This is a genomic window from Yersinia antarctica (genome assembly GCF_056636475.1).
Genome location: NZ_JBSJQF010000001.1, coordinates 367,934 through 391,870, shown reverse-complemented (window position 1 = coordinate 391,870; position 23,937 = coordinate 367,934). Strand labels below are relative to the sequence as shown.

The window sequence follows — 23,937 nt, the reverse complement described above, 5'->3', positions numbered from 1 at the left end:
AATATAATTCTGGTTAATGTATGACCTCATTATATTTAGTTTCTTCACTTTCTGCCAGTGCCGTCAGAAGGCCATAGACCGTCGTGGCTGTGGGTGTTTTTTGGCTAAGTACAGCTACGCGATTATCTCGTCCATCCAACCAAGCCAACGACTGACCCGCGTGCGATTGCCTGATTCAACCATTAACGGCCTTGAGCCACGGATGGTACTGGCATCAAACTTACGCACTTGTCGAGCCAGATTTAGTTCGCCAGCTAAAAAATCAATTAACAATAAATATGTCTTGATGTAACATTCGATCATACATGATAATGCTTATTATATTGATACTCGTTATCATTTCCGTGCTAAATATATGGACACACAGTTGAATAAAACACCGAGGTTGAACGACGAACCTGCTGTCGAGTATCCGACAGCAAGTAAGCCCTTGTCTGTCACCAGCGAACAACTGCTGGGAGAGCACGGTGTCGCCTTTATCGTCCATCAAGGCGAACACTATCAACTGCGCCAGACCAAGGCCGGCAAACTAATACTGACCAAATAACATACACAGAACCCACGTCATGGGTATTACAGCAAAACAGCAGCCGTACAGAGCCGAGTAACGGGCCGCTAATACTGCTGTAGCATCAAAAGACGAAGGGGATAGCAAGCCACCCAGATTCTCGAATCAAGGCAGCCAGCAACCTATATATCTGTTTTATTCGCATAGAAAATATGGAGAATTGCCGACATGCCTCGTTTCATTTCTGACCGTTTCCGCTGGTCCCCACTCAGTTTGGCAATCGCTTGCACGCTGCCTTTGGCCGTTCAAGCGGCTGATACCACTACCACGCCGACAAGCAGTAAAAAGCACACTACCGATACCATGGTGGTTACGGCAACAGGTAATGAGCGCAGTAGTTTTGAAGCACCGATGATGGTAACCGTGATTGAAGGTACCTCGCCGACCAGCGAGACCGCCACCTCTGCGGCAGATATGCTGCGCAAAATACCGGGGCTGACCGTCACCGGCAGCGGGCGGGTCAACGGCCAGGATGTGACACTACGTGGCTACGGTAAGCAAGGTGTATTGACTCTGGTTGATGGTATTCGCCAAGGTACCGATACCGGCCATCTGAACGCCACTTTCCTTGATCCGGCACTGGTGAAACGTGTTGAAGTAGTACGTGGCCCATCTGCCCTGCTGTACGGCAGTGGCGCATTAGGTGGTGTTATCTCTTTTGAAACTGTCGATGCCGCTGACTTGCTGTTCGCGGGCCAAAATACCGGTTACCGCGTTTACAGCTCTGCGGCTACCGGTGATCACAGTTTCGGCCTCGGTGCCAGTGCCTATGGCCGCACCGATGATGTTGATGGCATTCTCTCCTTCGGTACCCGTGATATCGGCAATATCCGTCAGAGTAATGGTTTTGATGCACCAAATGACGAAACCATCAGTAATGTGCTGGCAAAAGGAACCTGGCATATTGACCAGATTCAATCACTGAGTGCCAATCTGCGCTATTACAACAACAACGCAATAGAACCCAAAAATCCACAAACCAGTGCAGCTTCCAGTGGCAATGTCATAACCAATCGTTCAACGATCCAACGTGATGCCCAACTCAGTTACCACCTTAAGCCACTGGATCAGGAGTGGTTGAATGCCACCGCACGGGTTTACTACTCTGAAGTGGAAATCAATGCACGGCCACAAGGTGCAACCGAAGAGGGACGTAAACAAACCACGGAAGGCGGAAAGCTGGAAAACCGGACGCGTTTGTTTACCGACAGCTTTGCATCACACCTGCTGACTTACGGCACAGAAGCCTATAAACAAGAGCAGACGCCGGGAGGCGCGACGACCAGCTTCCCACAAGCAGATATTCGGTTTGGCTCCGGCTGGCTACAAGATGAAATCACCCTGCGCGACCTGCCAGTGTCCATTTTAGCCGGTACCCGTTATGACAACTATAGCGGCAGCAGCGAAGGCTATGCTGACGTCGATGCCGACAAATGGTCATCACGCGGCGCAGTGAGTGTTACCCCCACTGACTGGTTGATGCTGTTTGGCTCCTATGCCCAAGCTTTCCGCGCACCAACCATGGGCGAGATGTACAACGACTCAAAACACTTCTCAATTCCTATCCGCCCGGGAATGACACTCACCAACTACTGGGTGCCCAATCCGAATCTAAAACCGGAAACTAATGAAACCCAAGAGTACGGGTTTGGTTTACGTTTCAATGATTTGCTAATGGCTGAAGATGACCTGCAATTCAAGGCCAGCTACTTCGATACCAATGCGAAAGACTATATCGACACCAGCGTTAATATGACGGCGATGACCACATCATCAGTGAATATCGACCGGGTAAAAATCTGGGGTTGGGATGCCACCATGAGCTATAAAACAGCCCTGTTTAACTGGGATCTGGCCTATAACCGTACCCGGGGTAAAAATCAGAGCACCAATAAATGGCTCGAGTCCATTAACCCGGATACCGTCACCAGCGTAGTGGATATCCCGGTTGCCAGCAGTGGTTTCGCGGTGGGTTGGATTGCCACATTTGCTGACCGCTCCAAACCGTTAAGCACCGGTAAACGTCAGGCCGGTTATGGTCTCAATGATTTCTATGTCAGCTATAAAGGCCAGGAACAACTGAAAGGTGTCACAACTACCGTGGTTCTGGGCAACGCATTCGACAAAGAGTACTACGCGCCGCAAGGCGTGCCACAAGATGGCCGCAACGCGAAGCTATTTGTGAGTTACCAGTGGTAATTCATTAAAAAAAGATAGTCTGAAACTACTCATCCGGTAATCCAATTTATGGGTTACCGGATTATCATTTAACGCTGTCACCTGCATATAAAAAATCAATAGAACGAGGATGTCATTAATGAGCAAATCTATATATGAGCAGTACATACAAGCCAAAGCGGATAACCCAGGCAAATACGCGCGTGATTTAGCGACACTAATGGGTATTTCAGAAGCGGAATTGACTCATAGCCGTGTGGGTCATGATGCAAAACGCTTACAAGGCGATGCCCGCACCCTACTGGCCGCATTGGAGGCGGTGGGGGAAGCCAAAGCTATCACCCGCAACACCTATGCCGTGCATGAGCAGATGGGCCGTTACCAGAATCAACATCTGAACGGTCATGCGGGTTTAATCCTTAACCCGCGTGAATTGGATTTGCGGTTGTTCCTCAATCAGTGGGCCAGTGCATTCACACTGTCAGAAGAGACACGCCACGGTGTGCGCCATAGTATCCAGTTCTTTGACCAGCAGGGTGATGCGTTACATAAAGTCTATGCTACTGAACAGACGGATATGGTGGCTTGGCAAGCCGTGCTGGCGAAGTTTATCAGTACAGAAAATCCAGCATTGCCATTAGAAGCACTGAGCACACCTGAAGTGGCCGAGCCAACAGTTGATGATGCCACCGTGGATACCGAATGGCGTGCCATGACCGATGTACACCAATTCTTCCAGTTGCTTAAGCGCAATAATTTGACCCGCCAGCAAGCATTCCGCGCCGTCGGGGATGATCTCGCCTATCGTGTTGATAACAGTTCACTGACACAACTACTGAATATCGCCCAGCAGGATCAGAACGAAATCATGATTTTTGTGGGTAACCGCGGCTGCGTGCAAATTTTCACCGGTTTAATTGAGAAAGTGGCCCCGCATCAAGACTGGATTAACGTTTTCAATAAACGCTTTACGCTGCATCTGATTGAAACTGCTATTGCTGAAAGCTGGATCACCCGTAAACCAACCAAAGATGGGTTTGTCACCAGTTTGGAACTGTTTGCCGCCGATGGTACCCAACTTGCTCAACTTTATGGTCAACGCACCGAAGGGCAACCAGAACAAAATCAATGGCGTGAGCAGATTGCGCGCCTGATCAATAAGGATATCGCTGCATGAGACTAAGGCTGCTGTCACTCCCTTTCATTCTGTCACTGAGCGCCGGTATTCTGCCGCTAAATACATTCGCCGCAGAACGTATTGTCACCATTGGTGGTGATGTAACAGAAATCGCCTATGCACTCGGTGCTGGTGGCGAGATTGTGGCTCGTGACAGTACCAGTCTACAACCGCAGGCAGTGCAGAAGCTGCCTGACGTGGGGTACATGCGAATGCTCAATGCCGAAGGGATTTTGGCGATGAAGCCGACCATGCTGTTGGTCAGCGAACTGGCTCAACCCTCATTGGTACTCAAACAGGTTGCCGACAGCGGGGTTAACGTGGTTACCGTACCGGGACAAATCACGCCGGAAAGTGTAACGGCGAAGATTAGTGCGGTCGCCACAGCGCTTCATCAGCCAGAACAAGGCCAAAAACTGATTAAAGACTACCAACAACGTTTAGCTGCGGTGAGTAGTACGCCACTGCCGGTAAAAGTGCTGTTTGTTATGAGTCACGGTGGCCTGACACCGATGGCTGCCGGTCAGAATACTGCCGCAGATGCCATGATCCGTGCCGCCGGTGGTAGCAATGCCATGCAAGGCTTTAGCCGCTACCGCCCACTGTCACAAGAGGGGGTTGTCGCTAGTGCACCGGACTTATTGCTGATTACCAGTGCCGGTGTGAAAGCACTGGGTGGCAATGAGGGGGTCTGGAAATTACCCGGTATAGCCCTGACACCCGCGGGTCAACATAAGCGCCTGTTAGTGGTGGATGACATGGCATTACTTGGCTTTGGCTTGGAAACGCCGCAAGTGCTGGCGCTGCTGCGCAAAGGCATGGAACAAGCGCAATGAATTGCCGTATCCATCCACGCCTGATGCTGAGCATCTTACTGATGGTTCTAATCTTATTAGCACTCGGCTCGGCCAATATGGGGGCTTTGACGCTCTCGTTCCGTACCTTGTGGCATGCATCATTAGATGATGCTATGTGGCATATCTGGTTGAATATCCGCCTGCCGCGCGTGTTGTTGGCGGTGGTTGTCGGCTGCGCGCTGGCGGTTTCCGGTGCCATCATGCAAGGGTTATTCCGTAATCCGCTGGCTGATCCCGGCCTATTGGGTATCAGTAGTGGTGCCGCTTTGTGTGTCGGGCTAATTATTGTCATGCCATTCAGCCTGCCGCCACTATTAGCCCTTTATAGCCATATGGTCGGCGCGTTTATTGGCAGCCTGGCCATCTCAGCCATTATTTTTACCCTCAGCCGCTGGGGCCATGGCAACTTATCCCGCCTGCTACTGGCTGGTATCGCCATTAATGCGCTGTGCGGTGCGGCGGTCGGGGTGCTGACTTATATCAGTGATGACCAGCAATTACGCCAGTTCTCACTCTGGAGTATGGGGAGCTTAGGCCAGGCTCAATGGTCAACACTGATGGTGGCGGCTTCTCTGATCCTACCCGCCTGTGTTCTTGGATTATTACAGGCGCGTCAGTTGAATCTGTTGCAGCTAGGAGATGAAGAGGCACACTACCTCGGTGTTAATGTACGCCAAGCCAAGCTGCGTTTGCTATTACTGAGCGCCATCTTGATCGGTGCCGCGGTGGCTGTCAGTGGAGTTATCGGTTTTATCGGGCTGGTCGTGCCACATCTTATCCGCATGCGTATCGGTGCTGACCACCGCTGGTTGCTGCCCGGTGCCGCACTGGGTGGGGCTTGTCTATTACTGACCGCCGATACTCTGGCCCGTACCTTAGTCGCCCCGGCTGAAATGCCGGTCGGGTTGATAACCAGCCTACTGGGTGGCCCTTATTTTCTATGGCTGATTTTACGTCAGCGGGAGCAACTCAGTGGTTGATATAGCTGGAGTTAATCAAGCAGTAACACCGCCGGCGTTATTAGAGGCTAATCAGCTCGCCTATCATGTGCAGGGCCAGAGGCTAATCAAGAATGTTTCGCTACAAATTGCCAGCGGCGAAATGGTAGCCATTATCGGGCCGAATGGCGCGGGGAAATCAACCCTGCTGCGCTTGTTAACCGGCTACCTCACCCCTTCTGATGGCGAATGCCAATTGCTCGGCAAAGATCTGAAGAGCTGGCAGCCGCAGGAATTGGCCCGTACCCGTGCAGTCATGCGGCAATACAGCAGCCTGGCTTTTCCATTTAGTGTTAGCGAAGTGATTCAGATGGGCCGAGCCCCTTATGGCGCGGCACAAAATAGGCAAGCTTTAGAAGAGGTGATGGCTCAAACGGACTGTTTGTCACTGGCACAGCGTGACTATCGCGCACTGTCTGGTGGTGAGCAACAACGGGTACAATTAGCCCGCGTATTAGCACAATTGTGGCAACCACAACCGACACCACGCTGGTTGTTCCTTGACGAACCGACCTCCGCATTAGATTTGTATCATCAACAGCATACCCTGCGCCTATTGCGCCAGCTCACCCACCAAGAACCCTTGGCGGTGTGCTGTGTGTTGCATGATTTGAATCTGGCCGCACTCTATGCCGATCGTATTTTGCTGCTAGCACAGGGCGAACTGGTGGCCTGTGGCACACCAGCGGAAGTGCTCAATGCCGAGACGCTGACTCGCTGGTATCAGGCAGATTTGGGGATTTCACGCCACCCTGAAACCGCACTACCACAGATCTATCTGCGCCAGTAAATGATACACATTGCGAGGCTCAAAGCGAGCGGCCAGTCAGACTGACGACAAATCACGATGATGCGATCTGAAGCCGTGAGAATAGGCAAAAGAGTAAAACGTCGCGCCTGGGATGGCGCAGCTCGAACCACCAAGGGCGATGTTACCATCTGCCTATTCTCTGCGCCGCTGGCACTTTGCCATTAACCTCACCCGTCTAAGGCTAGCTTTGCTTTTCTAACGCCACCTTCGGTTCTGCATCAGCCAACAATTCATAAATTGCCTTACCCACAATTTGCACTGCTCGTTCGATTTCTGCGGTCATTGGTTTGCTGTAGCTGAGCCGCAGGCAATTGCGGTATTTCCCTGAAGCTGAACTAATAAACCCAGCGGCAACCTGTACCCCCTGTGGTAATAAGCAGCGATTAAGCCGCAAGCTATCAAATCCATGAGGCAACTCGACCCAGAGCATAAAGCTGCCCTGCGGCCTGCTCAGACAGGTACTCGGTGGAAAGTATTTCATTACCCAACTGGTCATAATATCGCGGTTACGTTGATATTGGCGGCGCATCCGGCGCAAGTGCTGCATGTAATGCCCTTGCTTGATAAACTCAGCCATCGCCAGTTGTGGCAACGACACCACCCGCCCAGCAGAAATATATTTCATGTGCAGCGCTTTCTCTAAATAGCGCCCCGGTGCAATCCAACCAATGCGTAAACCAGGTGCCACCGTTTTAGAAAAAGAACTGCACAGCAGTACCCGACCATCATCATCAAATGAGGCAATGGTCGGTGGGCGCGGGTATTGATAAGCCAACCCGCCATATACATCATCTTCAATAATCGCCACATCATAGCGCTGAGCTAAGGTCAGTAAAGCCTTCTTGCGTTCGTCCGGCATATTGTAGCCCAGAGGGTTATTGCAGGTTGGAGTAAGCTGAATCACTTTGATCGGCCATTGATCCAGTGCCATTTCCAATGCCTCCAGACTGATCCCCACCACCGGATCGGTCGGGATCTCAATCACCTTCATTCCCATCCCTTTCAGGGTTTGCATCGCACCGTGAAAACTGGGGGAATCGATAGCAACAATATCACCGGCCTGACAAACCGCCCCCAATGCGATAGCCAATGCGCCATGGCAGCCAGAAGTAATAATGATATTTTCAGCCGACTGATGATTACCGCTATCCAGCATCAGCCGGGCAATTTGCTCACGCAAAGCCGGGGTACCATAAATATTGTCGTACTCCAGCACTTCCTCGCTTTGGTGTAGGCTAATCCGGCTAAGCAATCGACTGAGTATTTTTAGTCCCGGCCCAGACAGGTCGGGCGAACCGACGCCCAAATGGATAACATTCGCTTGATCGCCCCTGGTCAAAAATGCCAGCGTATTTTCCCACTGTGATACCTCTACCGGCCGCTGGGCATGGGTGCATGTCGCCGGTAAGGAAGGCAGGTTTGAACTGCAACGCACGAAATAGCCCGATTTCGCGCGCGCTTCAATTAGCAGGCACTCTTCCAACTGCCGATAAGCCTGCTGGACGGTACTGATACTGACACCATGCTCGTCACTCAATACTCTGACAGAAGGCAGCCGCTCCCCTGCAATATACAGCCCCTCTTTAATCCGTTGACTAAGAATATCAGCCAGTTGTTGGTAACGAGTCATTGATATCACCTGATAAATTGAGTGGGACCAGTACAGATGGCGCTTATTTGTACCATTCAGTTTATATATCGCATATCTGTATGGAAATAATAGTCCCCATTTGCATCTGTAATGTTTTTCGCCAAAGTTTCATGCTAGTGGCTCACCTAATGACGGGGAGTCGATGATGAATAATATAATTGAAGATCAGATAGATGAATGTCGTTCGTCGGCTGCTCGAGCAACGAAAAGCCGCCACAATATTTTTATTCAAGTGTGGCTGAAAGCATACAGATACCTATACCAGTGCAATGAACGACGTAAAACCGCGAATACACTGTCAAGATTGAATTCAGATCAATTAAAGGATATTGGCCTAAGCCGGGATGATATCAAACGGGATTACAGCCGCCCGTTCTGGCGCTGAGTTAGGGTTCTCATGGCAGTAAATAAGCTTAAAGCTGAATAGACTGGCTTCGGTGTAATACCGTACCGAAGCCAGTATTATTAGTTAGAAATCATAACCGACGGTTGCCAGCACTGAGCGCTCAGCACCCCAGTAGCAATAAGAGGTGTTGTAACAGGCTGCGACGTATTTTTTGTCGGCGATATTATTCACATTCAATTGAACAAATGCCCCTTTCAACGACGCAGCCCAAGTGCCTAAATCAGCACGGACAGAGGCATCGCCCAGTGTATAAGAGGGTACGCGCAAAGTATTAGCATCATCAGCCCACTGCTTGCCAATATAGCGGATACCCGCACCAATATTGATGCCGTAACCTGCCTCATATTGCGCCCACAGTGATGCCATATTTGACGGTGCTAACACCGGTGTATTGCCATCATTACCATCAATAGCATCTTTGAATTTCACCCGATTATAGGTATAGCCCGCAATCACACTTAACCGGTCATTAACCTGGCTTCTGGCCTCCAATTCCAACCCCTGTGAATTAACTTTACCGGCTGGTACAAAATAGGTCGCCGGCACGGCACGGTTTGCCACATCATTTTGTGTCAGGTCATATAAAGCGGCGGAATAGAGTGAAGTGCTGCCCTGCGGCTGATATTTGATACCGACTTCATACTGCTCGCTGGTCATCGGTTTCAATAAGTTTTGTTGTGCATCCGGGAACAGACTTGGCGTGATGGCCTGGCTGTAGCTGACATAGGGTGAAATGCCGCTGTCGAAGCTATACAGTAATGCCGCGCGCCCACTGGCATGTTTATCGGTGCGTTCATCGGTACTATTGGCAGTCTTATTAATGTTTTCAGTTTTCATCCGGTCATAACGACCTGATAGATTCAGGTGCCAATTATCCAGCGTCATTTCATCTTGCAAATAGATGCCACTCTGTTCATAACGGCGGTTTAAATAGGAGGTGTTGATGCCCGGAGTGGTCAGCAGATAATCGCTATAAAGCGTGCTCCCCGCCGAAATACCGGTGTAAGGGTTCAGTGTGGTCGCAAAAGCGCTGTCGCTGCGCAGATTATTGCTGAACTTCTGGAAATCAAAGCCCAGCATCACTTTATGTTCAACTGCGGCGGTAGCAAAATCAGCACCCAGTTGGTTATCAATAGCAAACGCGTTGAGCGAGGAGTCCTCACCGGAATAATAACGATTCATCAGAGTGCGATCGCTATTCCATCCTCCCTGATAAACCTGTTCTAACTGAGTATTGGAATGGGTGTAACTGGCATTCTGGCGGAATGACCAAACATCATCAAATTTATGTGAAAATTCATAGCTATAGATTTGCTGCCAACGTTTAAATACATTGTGGTTACTTTCGCCATCAAAGAAGCCACGGCTTAATTTCTGCCCATAGATGCTACCATCAGCCGGCACCGAACTGTGGTAACCACCAGAAGGGTCTTTTTGCAAATTAGCCCGCAATAACAAAGAGGTATTCTCATCCGGCTGCCACAATAATGAGGGTGCGATGGCATAGCGTTCTTCACGCTGATGGTCGTACATGGTGTCACTGTTACGGGTAATCCCGGTGAGACGAAACGCCCAATGCTCGGATATAGCATCGGTATAATCAAAGGCAACCGCTTGTGTATTGTTATTACCGGCCGTCAGGCGGAAATGGCCTTCAGAAGTAAACTGTGGGCGTTTAGATGTCATCATCACCACACCACCGGGGATACTCTGACCATACAGTGCCGAAGAGGGGCCTTTGATGACATCAATGCGCTCCAGGAACCACGGGTCTACTTGCAACACGTTAAAGCTGCCGCCGTCACTGAGTAAGCGCAGACCATCGAGGAAGGTATTGTTCACATCACCGCCATGGAAACCCCGCAGTGCGATGGTGTCATAGCGGTTGGCTCCGCCGGAAAAACCGGTGAACACGCCAGGAGTGTAATTCAGCGCCTGATTAATCGTAGCGACATTTTGGTCATCCATCTGCTGACGCGTCACCACCGATACCGCCTGGGCGGTAAGAATTAAGGGTTGATCAGTTTTAGTCGCCCCTTTGGTGGTTATCGCGGTGTAGCCCGAGGTCGGGAGATCAGCAGCATTACCTGCTTTGGCCGTGACTTCTATCGTATCTTCAGCCAGCGAAGCGAAAGGAATACACATCGCCAATGAACATAAAATAGCAGAACGCTTTATGACAAAAACCGAAAACATAGTTATCTTCCCCAGATAATTAGGCATATAAAATAGATGGTTATAATCAGCATCCATTGCTATTTCACAGCGCAATAATATTGCCTGCGTGCCACATATCGTGGGTCCATAAGTTCAGCGCACAATCTATTAAATGAGAGTGTTAATTTCAATGATAATTATTATCTTTATCATTTGAGTGAGAGGAGTAATTATCGGAGTAAGATTATTCCGTAAGGTGCAGAATGTGCCACAATGGCGGTCAGGCTGGCTTTAACAGCACACCTATCGGATTTTTGGGTTAATTGTGGCACTCACTTTCAGGCTGATCGGTTTTATGAAAAAGATTGGGTACGTTGTTGCACGTAGAAATTATCCGCTGCTGTGGCTGCTGCTAACGCTTATTTTTGCGTCAATATCAGGTACCAGCGTTGCCGCCATAGCATCAGATGCTACGGCTGAAAACAGTGAGGTGCCAGTAAAACCGGCAGTATCAGTACAACTGATTAGCCTACAAAAACAGTTGGATAAGCTGAAACAGAGTGTCTCTGCCAGTACCTCCGATAACCAGTTGAGTGTGCTAAACGAGACCGCACTGGCACTGGCGCGTGATGCTGATATCTTGATAGCCGACCTGAAGCCCAAGCGGGAACAACTGCAAACACAGTTGGAGGTTTTAGGCCCGTTACCTGCCGCCGGAGCATTGGCAGAGACCCCAGTAGTCGCCCAGCAGCGGCGGATATTGAATACCCGTAAAATCCAGTTAGATGGCCAGAATGATCAGGCCCAAGCTATCAAAACCAACGCGGAAAACCTGGCAACACAGATCATCGCGTTACGGCGCACCGCGTTGAAATCACAAATTGCCTTAAATTCTGGCAGCATTTTGGGTGCGAACTTCTGGGCACCGATCGTCAATCCCAATGTTGACGATGACCGCCGACTGAAAGATTTTACCCAAGAGCTGGCCGATGCCTGGAGCGCCGCCTGGGAACCCGAATGGCGTTTCGGCACCACGATGTATCTGCTGCTAGCACTCTTAATCAGCATATTTGGTTTTAAATTTCTCGATGTGCTGACCGCCTGGTTTTGTACCAAATGCTTACCACCAGGCCCGCTACGCCGCAGCTTTATGGCCTCAGCCACCACGCTTTGTACGGTGTTGATCACCGTCACAGTGGCGCAATGTATCACTCAAACCTTTACTCGCACGCCGGATGTCTCACAGGTAGTGATGGATTTTGCGCTGGCATTTGTTCAGCTCATGTTCTTCTCCGCTTTAATCGCGGGCCTTGGGCGGGCATTTTTATCCAACCAACGCCCCTCATGGCGGTTACCTGCCATCGCTGATGAAGTGGCCACATCACTGAGACTATTCCCCCCTCTGCTAGCCAGTTGCATCATGATTTTTGGTGCCCTTGATCAGATGAACAATATGATTAATATCAGTGTGTCTGGGGCAATTTTTAGTAATGGTATTTCGGCGCTGCTGGTGGCGCTTACTGCGGCGATTATTCCGTTACGTGCTAATCGGGTACGGCGTAATCTGGTGGTAAATGGCGAAAAACCTGAAGCCTATTCCACGCTAGCGGGATTGATTCATTTCGCCATCGGCATTACGGCAATAGCCATATTACTGTCATTGTTAGTCGGTTATATCGCACTGGCGAAATTCTTAAGTTACAAGTTGGTGTGGAGCTGTCTGGTCATCGCCTGTTTATATTTATTAGTTCATCTGTGTGTTGATTTGGCGGAAAGCATTTTCTCGCCCACCAGCAGCGCCGGTAAAGCCATTAAGCAATCACTGAATATTGATGACCGCCATTTAGCCCAGGCCGCAACGTTACTCTCCGCCTCCAGCAAAGTACTGCTGATATTGTTGGCTATTATCGCATTACTTAATGGCACCTTTGGTTCCACTACCCCGATTTCACTACTGCAAAAAGCGGTAGAGTTATTAAGCGGCGAAGGTCTGGAAAAATTAAATATTGTTCCCACTAACTTATTTAATGCGCTGGTTTGCTTACTGGTCGGTTTATACGTGCTCAAAGCCGCACGGCGTTGGCTGAATAATGAGTTCTTGCCACAAACCCAGATGGATTCCGGTATAAAGACCTCGGCGGTAACGCTTTTCAGTAACATCGGTTACGTGCTGGTGATTCTACTGACCTTATCGGTACTGGGTATCCAATGGAATAAATTAGCCTGGATTGTCAGTGCACTGTCGGTGGGTATCGGCTTTGGCTTGCAGGAGATTGTGAAGAACTTTATTTCCGGCATTATTTTGCTGACCGAACGGCCAGTCAAAGTGGGGGATTTGATCAGTATCAGTGGGGTTGAAGGGGACATTCGCCGCATCAATGTTCGCGCTACTGAGATCCAACTCAGTGACCGCTCAACAGTTATTGTCCCGAACTCCCAATTGATTTCGCAGAATGTGCGTAACGCCACCATGGCTAATGCTCAAGGGGTGGTGACCATTGCCCTGACCTTCCCACTGGATTTGGATGTTGAACTGGCACAGGCACTGTTGATAGAAGCTTATGAAGAACACGAGTCGATACTTGATACCCCGGCTCCATCAGTGAAATTCAGTCAGTTAAGCCCGGACGGTATTGTCCTCAGTGTGACCGGTCTAGTCCCCAGTCCACGAATGGTCAGTAATACCAAAAGCTCTTTGTTATTCAGCATATTAAAACGGCTTAGGGCCGCAGGCGTGTCTCTTGCGGTGGCAACACCCAGCAAAACCGCAACTGAGTTGAACTAATCGGGTAGACCATGAGTATTATTAATAACAATAATGCTCATGGCCACCTAATCACTTATTTCGCCTCACTCAAACTAAACATTTTCAGATTACACCCCGGCCACTGAGCAGATAAGGCATTAACCCCAAAGGAAAAATCAGAGCCATAGACTTACTTATCTCAGCGCTGAATCAAATAACGAATCGTAGGGCCGTCCTGCTGAATATCCAGCACGGTATAGCCGTAGTTTCGCGCATCCAATGGGATATTATTAATCGATTGCGGACAGTCGCTGATCACTTCCAGAATTTCGCCCGGCTTCAGTTGCGGCATGGCTTCTAGCGTCGCCACCGCGGGATATGGGCACGGTTCACCCACCATATCTAAGCGGTAATCAGGTACGATGACGGTCGTTGTCGATGAGGAATGACTCATAGTAGCTCCTTAGCCAGAACGGATGTGGCCGCTTTCTGTTTACGGAAGAAACGTTTTTCCCACCACAGCATGGCAGCAAAGGCAATGGCTAACATCAGGTAAGTCACCAACAATCCGCCTATTGGCCCGAAGGTCTGCAACAAGTTCACCTTGTCATAATTGGTCGCCAAAGCAGGGGCGAAATCATCCCAATAATAGGCCAAAATGGTCGCGCCGATAATGTTACCCAGCCCCACCCACCAATAATGAATCTGCCCTTCGACCGCGCGATACATCCAGCCGGTTTCACAGCCTCCGGCCAGCACGATACCAAAGCCAAACAGCAAACCGCCAATCACCGCATTCGGCCCGGCCCACAAAATCTTAGGTGCTACCCCCAGTTGGACATAACTGAAAATACCAATCGCACTGACCGCCATCCCAAGAATAATGGCCTTTGCCATGTGAGTACGCCCGGTTATCCACAAGTCACGGAACGCAGAGGTAAAACAAATTTGCGCACGTTCAATCAGCAAGCCAAAACCAATACCGCACAACATGGCGATGCCCAGTTTTGGGTGACGGAACAGCTCAATCAACGACCAGCTTAGTGCCAGAACAAACACCACCATACCAAGACGAAAACGGCGTGCGGCGCGGGCCGGATGCTGCGTCAAGGGCGATGCAGCCGTCACTTTTTGTAACTTTACCGGAATGCGAAACAGAGGTAACAGCGTAAATTTGGCACCAAAGTAGGAGCCGGCCGCCGTCGCAAGGGCAAAGAACCAGGCATGTAGTGAAAACTGTGGAATCCCGGTAAAGAAAGCCGCCAAATTGCAGCCCATCGCCAGACGCGCACCAAAACCCGCAATAATGCCGCCAACCAGCGCTTGTGCGATGCGAATACCGTGTTGAGGCTTGCGCAACTTAACGTTGTTAGCCCACAGAGCCGCCGCGATACATCCGGCAAACATGCCGATAATCATCATGCCATCAATACGATCTAACGGCGTCCCCTCCAATCCGATAACTTTAAAGTAACCCCACTCTTGCGGATGCGCGCCAAACAACTGCATGAGGTGGCCTCCCCAGCGGGTAAACTCGCCAGTCACCGCCCAGAAGGTGCCAGTTAAGCCGAAGTAATAAGTCGATAAGATACCAGCAGCAATGACCGCCGGTAGTGGCGCCCAAAAGCGCACCAGATATTGAGATTTAAATACTTGCCAGCTCACACTGATACCTCCAAATAGATACAGTCACTTGCGATATCAAGACTATTCGCGGCGACGATAAAATAGACCTAGATATAATAAGCCAATTATCCATTCAATGAAGTATGTTGTGACGTAAGTTAGATGTTAATCAAAGGTTACGTCAGTAACAGTGCCGGAGAGGCAGGAAACATCCACGATCAGCTATCTTCACCCGCTGGCAACTGGTAATCCAATGCCAATGCCAAGCGCAGGATAGCCGCCACCGGCTCGAAGAATTGCTCTGGTATGGTATCGCCACAGGCCACATCGCGGTGTAATGCCCGTGCCAGCGCAATATTTTCCACCACCGGGATACCCTGCTCCTCTGCTAATGCAATGATCAGCCCGGCCTGTTCGCCATGACCCTTTTCAATCACCACGGGCAAGGGTGCATCATCAGCGTGATAAAACAGGCAAACCGCAAAATGGGTGGGATTACGGACCACTGCTGTAGAGCGTCTGACGTTTTTTGCGAAACTGCCACTTTGCACTTCATGCTGTAACTGCCGGCGTTTCTGTTTGATGTGTGGGTCTCCGTTGCTGTCTTTATGTTCCCGCTTGATTTCTTCCAGAGACATTTTGAGTTGTTTCATGGTGTTATAGCGTTGAAAGGCATAATCCATCAAAGAGAAAACCACATAACAGGCAACCAGAGCACCCAGTAGCCAGCTCATTAATGTGGCAAAGACGGGGATCGCACAGCGACTTCCGCAGTAAGCCAGATAACCAAAAGAAACCGCATAGTGCAGCAATAAATAGCCGAAAATCAGTGTGAGCACCCCTACTTTCAATAATGACTTGGTCAGTTCAAACACACTGCGCAGTGAGAATAGTTGTTTGGCATTATTGATTGGATTGATATGTTCGCCTTTAAACTCTACCGCTTTGGTTGCCAATAACGGCCCGATTTGCGCGATACCGGCCAGAATGGTGACTAAAATCAGCGCACCGCCTAATATCCCCATAATATGAATAAGTACTGCCATGCACTCCGCACCAATGCGGGCCAGCGCCATGGCCAACGGTTGTTGTAATTGGCTGATGGAGCTACGGATAAGTACGATGGCCTGATCGACCAACGTGTAGCCTGTCAGGAGAAAGTAAACCACCAGCACCACTAACTGGGCGCCGGAGGTTATCTCAACACTTTTAATCACCTGCCCTTTCTCCCGAGCTTCCTTCAGGCGTTTCGCGGTAGGTTTTTCATTCTTTTCACTGCTCTCACCCCCCATCAGCAGCCCCATTTATCAACGGGATAAGTGTGTTTATCTTCTGTTCGGTCTGGTTAATACCCACCAGATAGTGATGTAGGGCATAAGGCAGGCTAATCAGTAACAAAAGCAGAGCCAATGCGCTTTTAATCGGCATCGCCAGAAAGAAAACATTCAGTTGTTGTGCCGAGCGATTGATTAATCCTAAAGATAAATCAGCTAATACCATCACCAGCATCGCGGGTAACGCAAAGCTCAGACAGAGTTCCTGCATCAGTAGCCACTCACTTTGTAGAAAGTGCAGCATCGCTGATGAGGGGCGAATACCACTGCCAGCAGGCAGAATCTCATAGGAGCCATAGAGTGCTGCCAATACCAGATTGAAACCGCCAGATAATAAAAACAGTACGGTTAATATTTGCGTAAACAACACACCAAAAATAGACGATTCCATGCCCATACTGGGGTTAAACAAAGTGGACATGGTGGCACCACGCAGAGTATCAATCAGGAACCCCGCCATATCGATGGCCCAGAAAGGCAGCGCCGCGACAAAGCCAATCATCACCCCAATCAATAGCTCAACACACAGCACCCCAAACCAACCGATGAGGCTATCGTGGGTTATCAGTGGCAGGGAGAAAAACAGTGGTGTGACCGGCAAAGCGATGGCAAAAACCAGGCCGTTACGCAATAAGCTACTGCCCAGACTGCGCGCAGTAAACAGGGGTAATATCAGCAACATGCCGTAAGGGCGCATCATCGCCAACCCCAGCGCCTCGAGCCAGTACAGAGAGTCTGGCATCTCAGGACCGCATACTGGTGATTTGCAAAAAGGTCTGCTGGGTATAATTCAGCAGTGTCGATCCCATCCAATGGTAGGTAATCAATAACGTGGCTGACACCGCCAGTAATTTAATCAAAAACTGTAATGTCTGATCCTGGATTTGGGTGAGTGCCTGCAACAAACTGACAATTAACCCGACCACGGAGGCCACCACCACCACCGGCATCGAGAGCAGTAAAACTATCCATAACAGTTGGGTCGCCAGATGAACAACAATGGCATTACTCATTGATAAATCCCTCGGTCGAGAGTCATAAATACGACCCCACCAACTGACCCAGTAGCAATCCCCAGCCATCAATAAGAATAAAAATCAATAACTTGAATGGGAGTGATATGGTAATGGGTGACACCATCATCATGCCCATGGCCAACAGAATATTGGACACAATTAAGTCGATCGCCACAAACGGCAAATAGAGCAACAACCCAATTTTGAATGCTTCAGTCAGTTGGGTTAGCGTAAATGCGGGCATTAATATCAGCAGTGAATTGGGTTTTACACTATTACGATAGCGTTCGGGCCATTTGGTTTGGACGATATCGTTAAAAAAAGTGACTTGTTCTGTATCGGTATTACGTTGTAAAAAATCGCGGTATGGCGCCAGAGCATGCTCATCAATTTGCTGTAGCAAAGCGCCAATGTCGTTGGGGAGCGGCTCATCTTGCAGTCGGGCATGCACATCTAAGCCAACCGGTGCCATGATGAAAATGGTTAACACCAAGGCCAGTCCATAAATAGCGATATTAGGGGGCACCTGCTGAACACCCAGCGCATTACGTAACAAAGAAAAAACTATCGATAGTTTGAGGAATGAGGTGCCCATCACCATCAGCAGTGGCAGCACCGACAGCAAAAAAAGTAGGACAATCAATTGAGAGGACGAATTCAGTAACTCCATAATCGGTTCCGCAAAAGGCTGGCCTGTTGAGTAAAAACAATACCCACAGTATTTGCCCAGCCCGCCTTAGCCGGAATCAGGTCATGACCTGAATAACCTCAGAGCCTCAGCCCAACAGCGCTGCATTATCAAGGGTGAGCGGTGAGAAACCATTGCTCAATCCGCACAATCAACTGCTCATCACAACACAACAGGCTGCCACTGCCGACCGATTGCCCATGCAAACGAATATTCACTTCACCATAGAAGGCGGTTTTACAGTCCAGTGTTTGCCCGACGGCTAACTGCTTGATATCACTCAGCGGCAGTGTCAGCCGCCCTATTTCCATGACGAGTGTCTGCGGTAATTGCTCTAGCGCCACCGCCGGTGGCTCTTGGGTCACCGTGGCAATATCCAGCGCCAGCAACCGGTCAATATCGTCATTAACCTGTTGAATTGTCACTTTGTTTCCATCCTCTAATTTGATATAAATCTGCGCGGATGACCTCTGCCATAACCAACAATTCCGCTGTTCCAGTTCAGCGGCCGCCAGTATCCGAACCCCATCTCCAGGCCTGATTTGTTGCAACTGGTGTAAGGATAAATGACTCCAACCAACCACTAAGCCAGCTTGCCAGACAGCATCTTGTTGAGCGGGTAGCGCCTCACTCTGCCAGTGAGATAACCTTGCTATTAATGCCACCGGCGGCCAGTTACACAGCACGACACTGAGTTGCTGCCCTTCCAGTTCGAAAGTCAGCCCCACCGCCCACTGCGTTAGCAGTGTCATCGCCTGAGGAGTAATGTCATGAAGGACCAACTCGGGTAGCGACGCAAGCAGTGGACTGACGGCCCAATGCGCCATTGCATTCACCAATTCTGCCGCCAAAAGAGGGGCATCATCCGTTGCCAGCGCATAGGCCAGCCAGTGCTGCCAACATGACTGCGATAACCACAAACCACATTCCTGCCCGTTAAATTGCAGTGGCAGATAAACCCCCTCTCCCCCAGCTTTGATGAAGGTTGCAGACACCCCAGCCGAATGCCGTCCATGACCAATAACGGCGCTGAGTTGGCGTAATTCAGCCGTCAGACTCTCGAACATGGATGACCTCCAACCAGCAGGGGAAGCCTAACAAGTACAGTTGCCGTTGCCAGCGCGACTGTATACGTTGCAAACGTTCAACCAATTCACCATTGGTGTGACTGAGCACAATATTTAACCCCTGAACGGCCAGGCTGACACTGACCCTTGTCCCACGCAACGGCCCACTGGCAATGCAGTAATCAGTGGATATCAAGCCACGGTCTCTCACCGTGGTAATTGCATCGGCCATCTCCGCCATGGGAAGAACGCGCGGAGAGAGATAACGGGCAAATTGCTGTTTTTGTCTCTCATTAGCTACCCGCTGCTGCGAATTTCCGCCCAAATAATGCTCACTGAGCAGAGGTAATGCACCTTCAATATCGATTCGACTCATCTTTTATTAACATCCTTAATTTTTCCTGTTCACGCTGATTACTCCGTATCAGCGCCTGTTGTGCTGCTATAGCGCTCCGTTGTTGCAGCCCCAGAGCATGCAACGCGCTAATTTGCTTTTGCTGCTGCCGCTCCGCCTGATACACCTGATGTTGTAAAACTCTCTGCTGATCCGCTTGCGCGGGGAGCAACCTACCGCGCCATTGCACAAGTTGTTGTAACTGCTGACATAACTGGTAGCGTTCGCGACGGCACTGTATCAATTGCAGTTCCTGCTGCTGTTGTTCTTGCTGCCAACGGAACAGTTGTTGGCGTAACCGGCGCTCCTTGCGTTGCCGTAAACAGAGCAAGCGCTGCAAAATATCCAGCGCGGGGTGGTTCAATCGATTATTTGGCCGAGTTGTTCCAAGGTGTGGTTGAGGCTGACGGTGTCGGAATGGCACGATAAGGCGTTCTCCTGTTGCAAAAAGGCACAGACCTTCGGGTAACGTTGCAGTGCGTCATCAGCCTGCGGGTCTTGCCCCGCCTGATATTCACCCACGCGAACCAACAGTTCGATCTCTTGATAGCAGGCTTGTATTTGGCGCAATTTCTGTGCCAGCGCCAGATGTTCTACCGTGACGATTTGCGGCATGATACGGCTGACACTGGCGGCAATATCGATAGCCGGATAGTGCCCGGCACCGGCCAGTCGGCGGGATAGCACAATGTGCCCATCCAACAGCGAACGCACCTCATCAGCCACCGGCTCATTCATATCGTCCCCTTCCACCAGTACGGTGTAAAAAGCGGTGATACTGCCGCATTCACTGTTACCGGCCCGTTCCAATAAGCGGGGTAATGCCGCAAAGACGCTGGGAGGGAAGCTGCCCGCCGCAGGCAGTTCACCGGCCGCCAGCCCTATTTCTCGAGCCGCTCTGGCATAGCGGGTTAGCGAATCCACCATTAACAACACTTTCAACCCGCGCTCACGGAAGTATTCGGCCACGGTAGTAGCAGTATAAATACCCTTCAACCGCTCCAGAGCCGGACGATCAGAGGTTGCGACTACCACTACGGTGCGAGCACGGGTTTCAGGGGTGAGCACCTGGTCAAGAAACTCCCGCACCTCACGGCCACGTTCACCAATTAACGCCAACACCATGACATCCGCATTGCTGCCCGCACAGAGCATACTCAGCAAGCTACTTTTCCCGCCCCCTGCCGCCGCAAAAATACCGACTCGCTGCCCCTCACCGCAGCTCAATACGCCATCAATGGCCCGGATCCCGGTGGTCAGTATTTGCCGAATCGGCTGGCGGGTTAGTGGCTCCGGGGGTTGGCAATCCAACTCACGCCAATGCCCGATAACCGGAGGGCCGCCATCCATGGCGACCCCCAAACCATCCAAAACCCGCCCAACCAGTGATGGCCCCACCTTGACACGGTGGGTATGCCCAAGTGGTGACACCCACTGACCGCTGCGCAAACCGGCTGAAGAGGCGAATGGCGATAGCAACGCGGTCTGTTGTTCAATAGCTACCACTTCGGCCAGCATGTCCGGTGACGCAATACGGCATAACTCCCCCAGCGCCACACCGGGCAGATTGGCGCGTAATAGGGTTGGGCCAACATCCAGTATTGGCCCGCGATAGGCCATACCATCCGGCGGCAGAGACGATAAGCTCAATTGCTGATGCAACTGAGCACTTAGTGTTGGACTATCAGGCAGCTTCATCAAGTTCATCACCAATCAACTCAATAGTGCCTGCCACCTTGATATTCATCTCATCACCCAATTCCTGCCAGGAAAGTACCGGCAGCGTGAAAATATCCCGCTCAACTATTTTGCGCAGAAAACGCCGTACATCGATGGCGGTCAGCAGGACAACATCACTGTTTTGTGCAACAGCGGCTTTTATCTTGTCGAGGATCAAGCGTGAGTGTTTATCGGCTAACGCCGAGTAAGCACCCGCAGAGGTTTGGCGAATAGATTCACGAATCAAGTTCTCAGCCCCCTCTCCCAGCCGCAATACCGGTAACCAGACGCTGTTTTTACTGAACCGGCGACACACATGGCGGCGTAAGGCGATGCGCACGTACTCGGTTAACATGACACTGTCTTTCTCTTTCGGTGCCCAGACCACCAGCGCGCCGAAAATGGCGCGCAAATCCCGGATCGACACATCCTCCTCCACTAGCCGTTGCAGTATCTCCGCGACTTTGCCCAGCGGCATCTGGCGCTGTAGTTCTTTCACTAATTCCCCGTAACGCCCTTCCATCGCATCCATCAGATAACGGGTTTCCTGCACACCAATAAATTCAGCCGTATGTCGCTCAAATACCCGTGTCAGGCAAGAGATAATACGTTTATGCCCTTGTACATATGGGATGCCCAAGATGCTGGCATGGCTGCCCTGATCTGCAGCTAACCACTCAAAAGTGCCCATTCTGCTGCCTAACCTTTGGCTGCGCGTCTCTAGCTGGGCACTGGGCTGAGTCAGTAGCAAATCATCTGATGGTAATGTCAGTTCCAGCACTTGCTCCTGATAGACCCGGATCGATAAGCTGTTCTCAATCAAGGTAGGATCACTGCGGATCTCCGCCTCCGGCAATGGCACGCCAAGATGCTCAAACCAGCGCCAACGCAAGCTATCAATATCTCGGGCCAACTCGGGATAATCCAGGTTGGTCGCACAATGCAACATCAAAGGTATCGCACCTGGTGTCATTGCATGGTCCGCAGATAAGCCACTGTCACCAGCCCCCGTTACCGTACCTCTGTGCCGTATTGACTGATTCTTGCGATAGAGTAAAAAGGCAGGCGCGGCCACCAGCGCCGCCAGTATGATAAAGATCAGGAATGGAAAACCGGGTAACAAAGCAAAAACAGTCAGGATGGCGGCGGCTAACCATAAAGCATCTGGCTGACGCCCCACTTGTACCGCCAGATCTTTAGCCAAACTCTGCTTATCGCCGCCAGGAACGCGGGTCACGATAATCCCAGCAGTAATGGAGATAAGTAACGATGGGATTTGGGCACATAGCCCATCGCCAACCGAGAGCACCGCATAGGTGATCATCGCCTGTTCCGCCGACATATTATGTTGCAGCACACCGATGGTGATGCCGCCAATAATATTCACCAGAATGACAATAATCCCGGCAATAGCATCGCCTTTAACGAACTTCATCGCGCCGTCCATCGCCCCAAACAACCGGCTCTCTCTTTGCACCCTCTCCCTTAGCCGCCCAGCCTCGGCCGCATCAATCACGCCCGCCCGCATATCACCATCAATACTCATTTGCTTACCGGGCATGCCATCAAGCGAGAAACGGGCGCTGACCTCTGCCACTCGCTCTGAGCCTTTGGTAATCACGATAAACTGGACCACGGTGATAATAGTAAAAATGATCAACCCCACAGCCAGATTACCGCCAACCACAAACTGACCGAATGCCTCGACAATTTCACCGGCATCATGCTGGAGCAGCACTAAGCGCGTAGTACTGATAGTTAGCGCCAAGCGATAGAGCGTGGTAATCAGCAATAACGACGGGAAAACCGAGAATTCGAGGGGATCGCGCAGGTAAATCGAGATCATTAGCAGGATGACTGAGAAAGCCAGATTGATCGCAATCAGCAGATCTACCAACACGGTTGGCAGAGGCAGGATCATCATAAAGATCGCTACCAACAGCATGATCGCCAGAAAAATATCCTGCCGCGCAGTTATCATCAGCAAGCCACGTATCAACGCCGATTGCCTCATGGACATGCTCCCGGCAGTCGGCACAGCAAGGCACACTGCTGCCGGTAGAGCTGATACCAAAACTCAGCATCGGACAATGCTGGCGGGGAGCAACTGACCATAATACCCATTTTCAGTAAGTAGATACGCTGTGGCACGCCATTAAATCGCTCAAGCCGCCAGCATTGCTGGAGCCGCAGCAGATCATCATGGTTGTAGTGCCGTTGTTGTAAACCGCAAGTGAGCAGTAACCTTGATGCTCGCCACTCAAGGAAAATAATCCGTTTTTCTATCTGCCACTGCATGCGAGAGGTGATAGCCGAGCAGGGCAATTCCGCCATGCGGATAAACAATTGAAGGTTACGGGTAACAACTAAATCCATCTCCATAACCAATGTCCTTTTGATGCAACTTTTCGCTATACATAATAGATTTCAAAATTCAGGCCGGCGGCAAGCAAGAGACAAATCGGTTGTGGCCGGGTCGGGTCGTGAGCGCAGCCAGCACACCTGCAAGTTGAAAAATGACGAGAATAAACAATGAAAAGAATA

23 protein-coding genes are annotated in these 23,937 nt (G+C 50.5%); 8 read left to right on the top strand and 15 right to left on the bottom strand.

Translation table 11 applies throughout. The features are described 5' to 3' along the window. Nucleotides 1-114 precede the first annotated feature (114 nt). Nucleotides 115-273 (bottom strand): hypothetical protein, encoded by a 159-nt coding sequence (locus ACWJJO_RS01770; RefSeq protein ID WP_420072900.1) that lies wholly within the window; start codon nucleotides 271-273, stop codon nucleotides 115-117. Between the two features lie 82 nt (nucleotides 274-355). On the opposite strand from ACWJJO_RS01770, the gene hemP reads away from it, so the two are divergent. From hemP to ACWJJO_RS01740, 6 genes are all read left to right on the top strand, one after another. Continuing rightward, nucleotides 356-547, top strand: coding sequence for a hemin uptake protein HemP (gene hemP / locus ACWJJO_RS01765; RefSeq protein ID WP_083161063.1), 192 nt, complete (start codon nucleotides 356-358; stop codon nucleotides 545-547). Between the two features lie 189 nt (nucleotides 548-736). Beyond that, nucleotides 737-2,767 (top strand): TonB-dependent hemoglobin/transferrin/lactoferrin family receptor, encoded by a 2,031-nt coding sequence (locus ACWJJO_RS01760; RefSeq protein WP_481090561.1) that lies wholly within the window; start codon nucleotides 737-739, stop codon nucleotides 2,765-2,767. A 118-nt stretch (nucleotides 2,768-2,885) separates the two neighbouring features. Beyond that, entirely contained in the window at nucleotides 2,886-3,923 is a 1,038-nt protein-coding gene (locus ACWJJO_RS01755; RefSeq protein WP_372568555.1) for a hemin-degrading factor, read from the top strand. After that, nucleotides 3,920-4,759, top strand: a complete 840-nt coding sequence (locus tag ACWJJO_RS01750; RefSeq protein ID WP_481090560.1) for a heme/hemin ABC transporter substrate-binding protein — start codon at nucleotides 3,920-3,922, stop codon at nucleotides 4,757-4,759. Before ACWJJO_RS01755 ends, ACWJJO_RS01750 begins: the two co-directional genes overlap by 4 nt. Continuing rightward, nucleotides 4,756-5,760: a FecCD family ABC transporter permease gene (locus tag ACWJJO_RS01745; protein ID WP_083161071.1), complete on the top strand. Its 1,005-nt coding sequence runs from the start codon at nucleotides 4,756-4,758 to the stop codon at nucleotides 5,758-5,760. Before ACWJJO_RS01750 ends, ACWJJO_RS01745 begins: the two co-directional genes overlap by 4 nt. Nucleotide 5,761: 1 nt before the next feature. Continuing rightward, nucleotides 5,762-6,568 (top strand): heme ABC transporter ATP-binding protein, encoded by an 807-nt coding sequence (locus tag ACWJJO_RS01740; protein ID WP_083163925.1) that lies wholly within the window; start codon nucleotides 5,762-5,764, stop codon nucleotides 6,566-6,568. 202 nt (nucleotides 6,569-6,770) lie between these two features. On the opposite strand, the gene ACWJJO_RS01735 is transcribed toward ACWJJO_RS01740, so the two are convergent. After that, complete coding sequence (locus tag ACWJJO_RS01735; protein WP_481090559.1) at nucleotides 6,771-8,219, bottom strand: aminotransferase-like domain-containing protein; 1,449 nt, start codon at nucleotides 8,217-8,219, stop codon at nucleotides 6,771-6,773. Nucleotides 8,220-8,382: 163 nt separating this feature from the next. On the opposite strand from ACWJJO_RS01735, the gene ACWJJO_RS01730 reads away from it, so the two are divergent. After that, the gene (locus ACWJJO_RS01730) at nucleotides 8,383-8,625 is read left to right on the top strand and encodes a DUF1127 domain-containing protein (protein ID WP_481090558.1); all 243 of its coding nucleotides are present in this window, start codon (nucleotides 8,383-8,385) and stop codon (nucleotides 8,623-8,625) included. A gap of 84 nt (nucleotides 8,626-8,709) precedes the next feature. On the opposite strand, the gene ACWJJO_RS01725 is transcribed toward ACWJJO_RS01730, so the two are convergent. Continuing rightward, nucleotides 8,710-10,842 (bottom strand): TonB-dependent siderophore receptor, encoded by a 2,133-nt coding sequence (locus ACWJJO_RS01725; RefSeq protein ID WP_481090557.1) that lies wholly within the window; start codon nucleotides 10,840-10,842, stop codon nucleotides 8,710-8,712. Nucleotides 10,843-11,128: 286 nt separating this feature from the next. Between ACWJJO_RS01725 and ACWJJO_RS01720 the strand changes: the two genes are divergently transcribed. Then, nucleotides 11,129-13,588, top strand: a complete 2,460-nt coding sequence (locus tag ACWJJO_RS01720) for a DUF3772 domain-containing protein (protein WP_102970490.1) — start codon at nucleotides 11,129-11,131, stop codon at nucleotides 13,586-13,588. Nucleotides 13,589-13,748: 160 nt separating this feature from the next. On the opposite strand, the gene yedF is transcribed toward ACWJJO_RS01720, so the two are convergent. The 12 genes from yedF to ACWJJO_RS01660 form a co-directional block, all read right to left on the bottom strand. Continuing rightward, entirely contained in the window at nucleotides 13,749-14,003 is a 255-nt protein-coding gene (gene yedF / locus ACWJJO_RS01715; RefSeq protein ID WP_083161077.1) for a sulfurtransferase-like selenium metabolism protein YedF, read from the bottom strand. Continuing rightward, nucleotides 14,000-15,214, bottom strand: coding sequence for a selenium metabolism membrane protein YedE/FdhT (gene yedE, locus ACWJJO_RS01710; RefSeq protein ID WP_372568548.1), 1,215 nt, complete (start codon nucleotides 15,212-15,214; stop codon nucleotides 14,000-14,002). Before yedE ends, yedF begins: the two co-directional genes overlap by 4 nt. Nucleotides 15,215-15,393: 179 nt before the next feature. Further along, entirely contained in the window at nucleotides 15,394-16,467 is a 1,074-nt protein-coding gene (locus tag ACWJJO_RS01705; RefSeq protein WP_083161081.1) for an EscU/YscU/HrcU family type III secretion system export apparatus switch protein, read from the bottom strand. Next, the gene (sctT, locus tag ACWJJO_RS01700) at nucleotides 16,457-17,251 is read right to left on the bottom strand and encodes a type III secretion system export apparatus subunit SctT (protein ID WP_372568547.1); all 795 of its coding nucleotides are present in this window, start codon (nucleotides 17,249-17,251) and stop codon (nucleotides 16,457-16,459) included. The genes ACWJJO_RS01705 and sctT overlap by 11 nt, the downstream gene beginning before the upstream one ends. Nucleotide 17,252: 1 nt before the next feature. Then, nucleotides 17,253-17,522 (bottom strand): EscS/YscS/HrcS family type III secretion system export apparatus protein, encoded by a 270-nt coding sequence (locus ACWJJO_RS01695; RefSeq protein ID WP_050085721.1) that lies wholly within the window; start codon nucleotides 17,520-17,522, stop codon nucleotides 17,253-17,255. Between the two features lie 22 nt (nucleotides 17,523-17,544). Next, nucleotides 17,545-18,195: a type III secretion system export apparatus subunit SctR gene (gene sctR / locus ACWJJO_RS01690; protein ID WP_372559973.1), complete on the bottom strand. Its 651-nt coding sequence runs from the start codon at nucleotides 18,193-18,195 to the stop codon at nucleotides 17,545-17,547. Nucleotides 18,196-18,323: 128 nt separating this feature from the next. Continuing rightward, nucleotides 18,324-19,280, bottom strand: a complete 957-nt coding sequence (locus ACWJJO_RS01685) for a YscQ/HrcQ family type III secretion apparatus protein (RefSeq protein ID WP_442821339.1) — start codon at nucleotides 19,278-19,280, stop codon at nucleotides 18,324-18,326. Then, the gene (locus ACWJJO_RS01680) at nucleotides 19,258-19,656 is read right to left on the bottom strand and encodes a hypothetical protein (protein ID WP_442821340.1); all 399 of its coding nucleotides are present in this window, start codon (nucleotides 19,654-19,656) and stop codon (nucleotides 19,258-19,260) included. The genes ACWJJO_RS01685 and ACWJJO_RS01680 overlap by 23 nt, the downstream gene beginning before the upstream one ends. After that, complete coding sequence (locus ACWJJO_RS01675; RefSeq protein WP_372569843.1) at nucleotides 19,637-20,038, bottom strand: type III secretion protein; 402 nt, start codon at nucleotides 20,036-20,038, stop codon at nucleotides 19,637-19,639. The genes ACWJJO_RS01680 and ACWJJO_RS01675 overlap by 20 nt, the downstream gene beginning before the upstream one ends. Continuing rightward, the gene (locus ACWJJO_RS01670; RefSeq protein ID WP_481090556.1) at nucleotides 20,035-21,372 is read right to left on the bottom strand and encodes an EscN/YscN/HrcN family type III secretion system ATPase; all 1,338 of its coding nucleotides are present in this window, start codon (nucleotides 21,370-21,372) and stop codon (nucleotides 20,035-20,037) included. The genes ACWJJO_RS01675 and ACWJJO_RS01670 overlap by 4 nt, the downstream gene beginning before the upstream one ends. Beyond that, a complete protein-coding gene (locus ACWJJO_RS01665; protein ID WP_481090555.1) occupies nucleotides 21,359-23,407 on the bottom strand; it encodes an EscV/YscV/HrcV family type III secretion system export apparatus protein in 2,049 nt (682 codons plus the stop codon). The genes ACWJJO_RS01670 and ACWJJO_RS01665 overlap by 14 nt, the downstream gene beginning before the upstream one ends. Next, the gene (locus ACWJJO_RS01660; RefSeq protein WP_083161093.1) at nucleotides 23,404-23,775 is read right to left on the bottom strand and encodes a type III secretion system protein; all 372 of its coding nucleotides are present in this window, start codon (nucleotides 23,773-23,775) and stop codon (nucleotides 23,404-23,406) included. The genes ACWJJO_RS01665 and ACWJJO_RS01660 overlap by 4 nt, the downstream gene beginning before the upstream one ends. Nucleotides 23,776-23,937: the final 162 nt, after the last annotated feature.

Coding starts and splice junctions, on each gene's coding strand:
- hemP (WP_083161063.1), top strand. CDS start 356: ATGGACACACAGTTGAATAAAACACCGAGGTTGAACGACGAACCTGCT.
- ACWJJO_RS01760 (WP_481090561.1), top strand. CDS start 737: ATGCCTCGTTTCATTTCTGACCGTTTCCGCTGGTCCCCACTCAGTTTG.
- ACWJJO_RS01755 (WP_372568555.1), top strand. CDS start 2,886: ATGAGCAAATCTATATATGAGCAGTACATACAAGCCAAAGCGGATAAC.
- ACWJJO_RS01750 (WP_481090560.1), top strand. CDS start 3,920: ATGAGACTAAGGCTGCTGTCACTCCCTTTCATTCTGTCACTGAGCGCC.
- ACWJJO_RS01745 (WP_083161071.1), top strand. CDS start 4,756: ATGAATTGCCGTATCCATCCACGCCTGATGCTGAGCATCTTACTGATG.
- ACWJJO_RS01735 (WP_481090559.1), bottom strand. CDS start 8,219: ATGACTCGTTACCAACAACTGGCTGATATTCTTAGTCAACGGATTAAA.
- ACWJJO_RS01730 (WP_481090558.1), top strand. CDS start 8,383: ATGATGAATAATATAATTGAAGATCAGATAGATGAATGTCGTTCGTCG.
- ACWJJO_RS01725 (WP_481090557.1), bottom strand. CDS start 10,842: ATGTTTTCGGTTTTTGTCATAAAGCGTTCTGCTATTTTATGTTCATTG.
- yedF (WP_083161077.1), bottom strand. CDS start 14,003: ATGAGTCATTCCTCATCGACAACGACCGTCATCGTACCTGATTACCGC.
- ACWJJO_RS01705 (WP_083161081.1), bottom strand. CDS start 16,467: ATGGGGGGTGAGAGCAGTGAAAAGAATGAAAAACCTACCGCGAAACGC.
- sctT (WP_372568547.1), bottom strand. CDS start 17,251: ATGCCAGACTCTCTGTACTGGCTCGAGGCGCTGGGGTTGGCGATGATG.
- ACWJJO_RS01695 (WP_050085721.1), bottom strand. CDS start 17,522: ATGAGTAATGCCATTGTTGTTCATCTGGCGACCCAACTGTTATGGATA.
- sctR (WP_372559973.1), bottom strand. CDS start 18,195: ATGGAGTTACTGAATTCGTCCTCTCAATTGATTGTCCTACTTTTTTTG.
- ACWJJO_RS01685 (WP_442821339.1), bottom strand. CDS start 19,280: ATGTTCGAGAGTCTGACGGCTGAATTACGCCAACTCAGCGCCGTTATT.
- ACWJJO_RS01680 (WP_442821340.1), bottom strand. CDS start 19,656: ATGAGTCGAATCGATATTGAAGGTGCATTACCTCTGCTCAGTGAGCAT.
- ACWJJO_RS01670 (WP_481090556.1), bottom strand. CDS start 21,372: ATGAAGCTGCCTGATAGTCCAACACTAAGTGCTCAGTTGCATCAGCAA.
- ACWJJO_RS01665 (WP_481090555.1), bottom strand. CDS start 23,407: ATGAGGCAATCGGCGTTGATACGTGGCTTGCTGATGATAACTGCGCGG.
- ACWJJO_RS01660 (WP_083161093.1), bottom strand. CDS start 23,775: ATGGAGATGGATTTAGTTGTTACCCGTAACCTTCAATTGTTTATCCGC.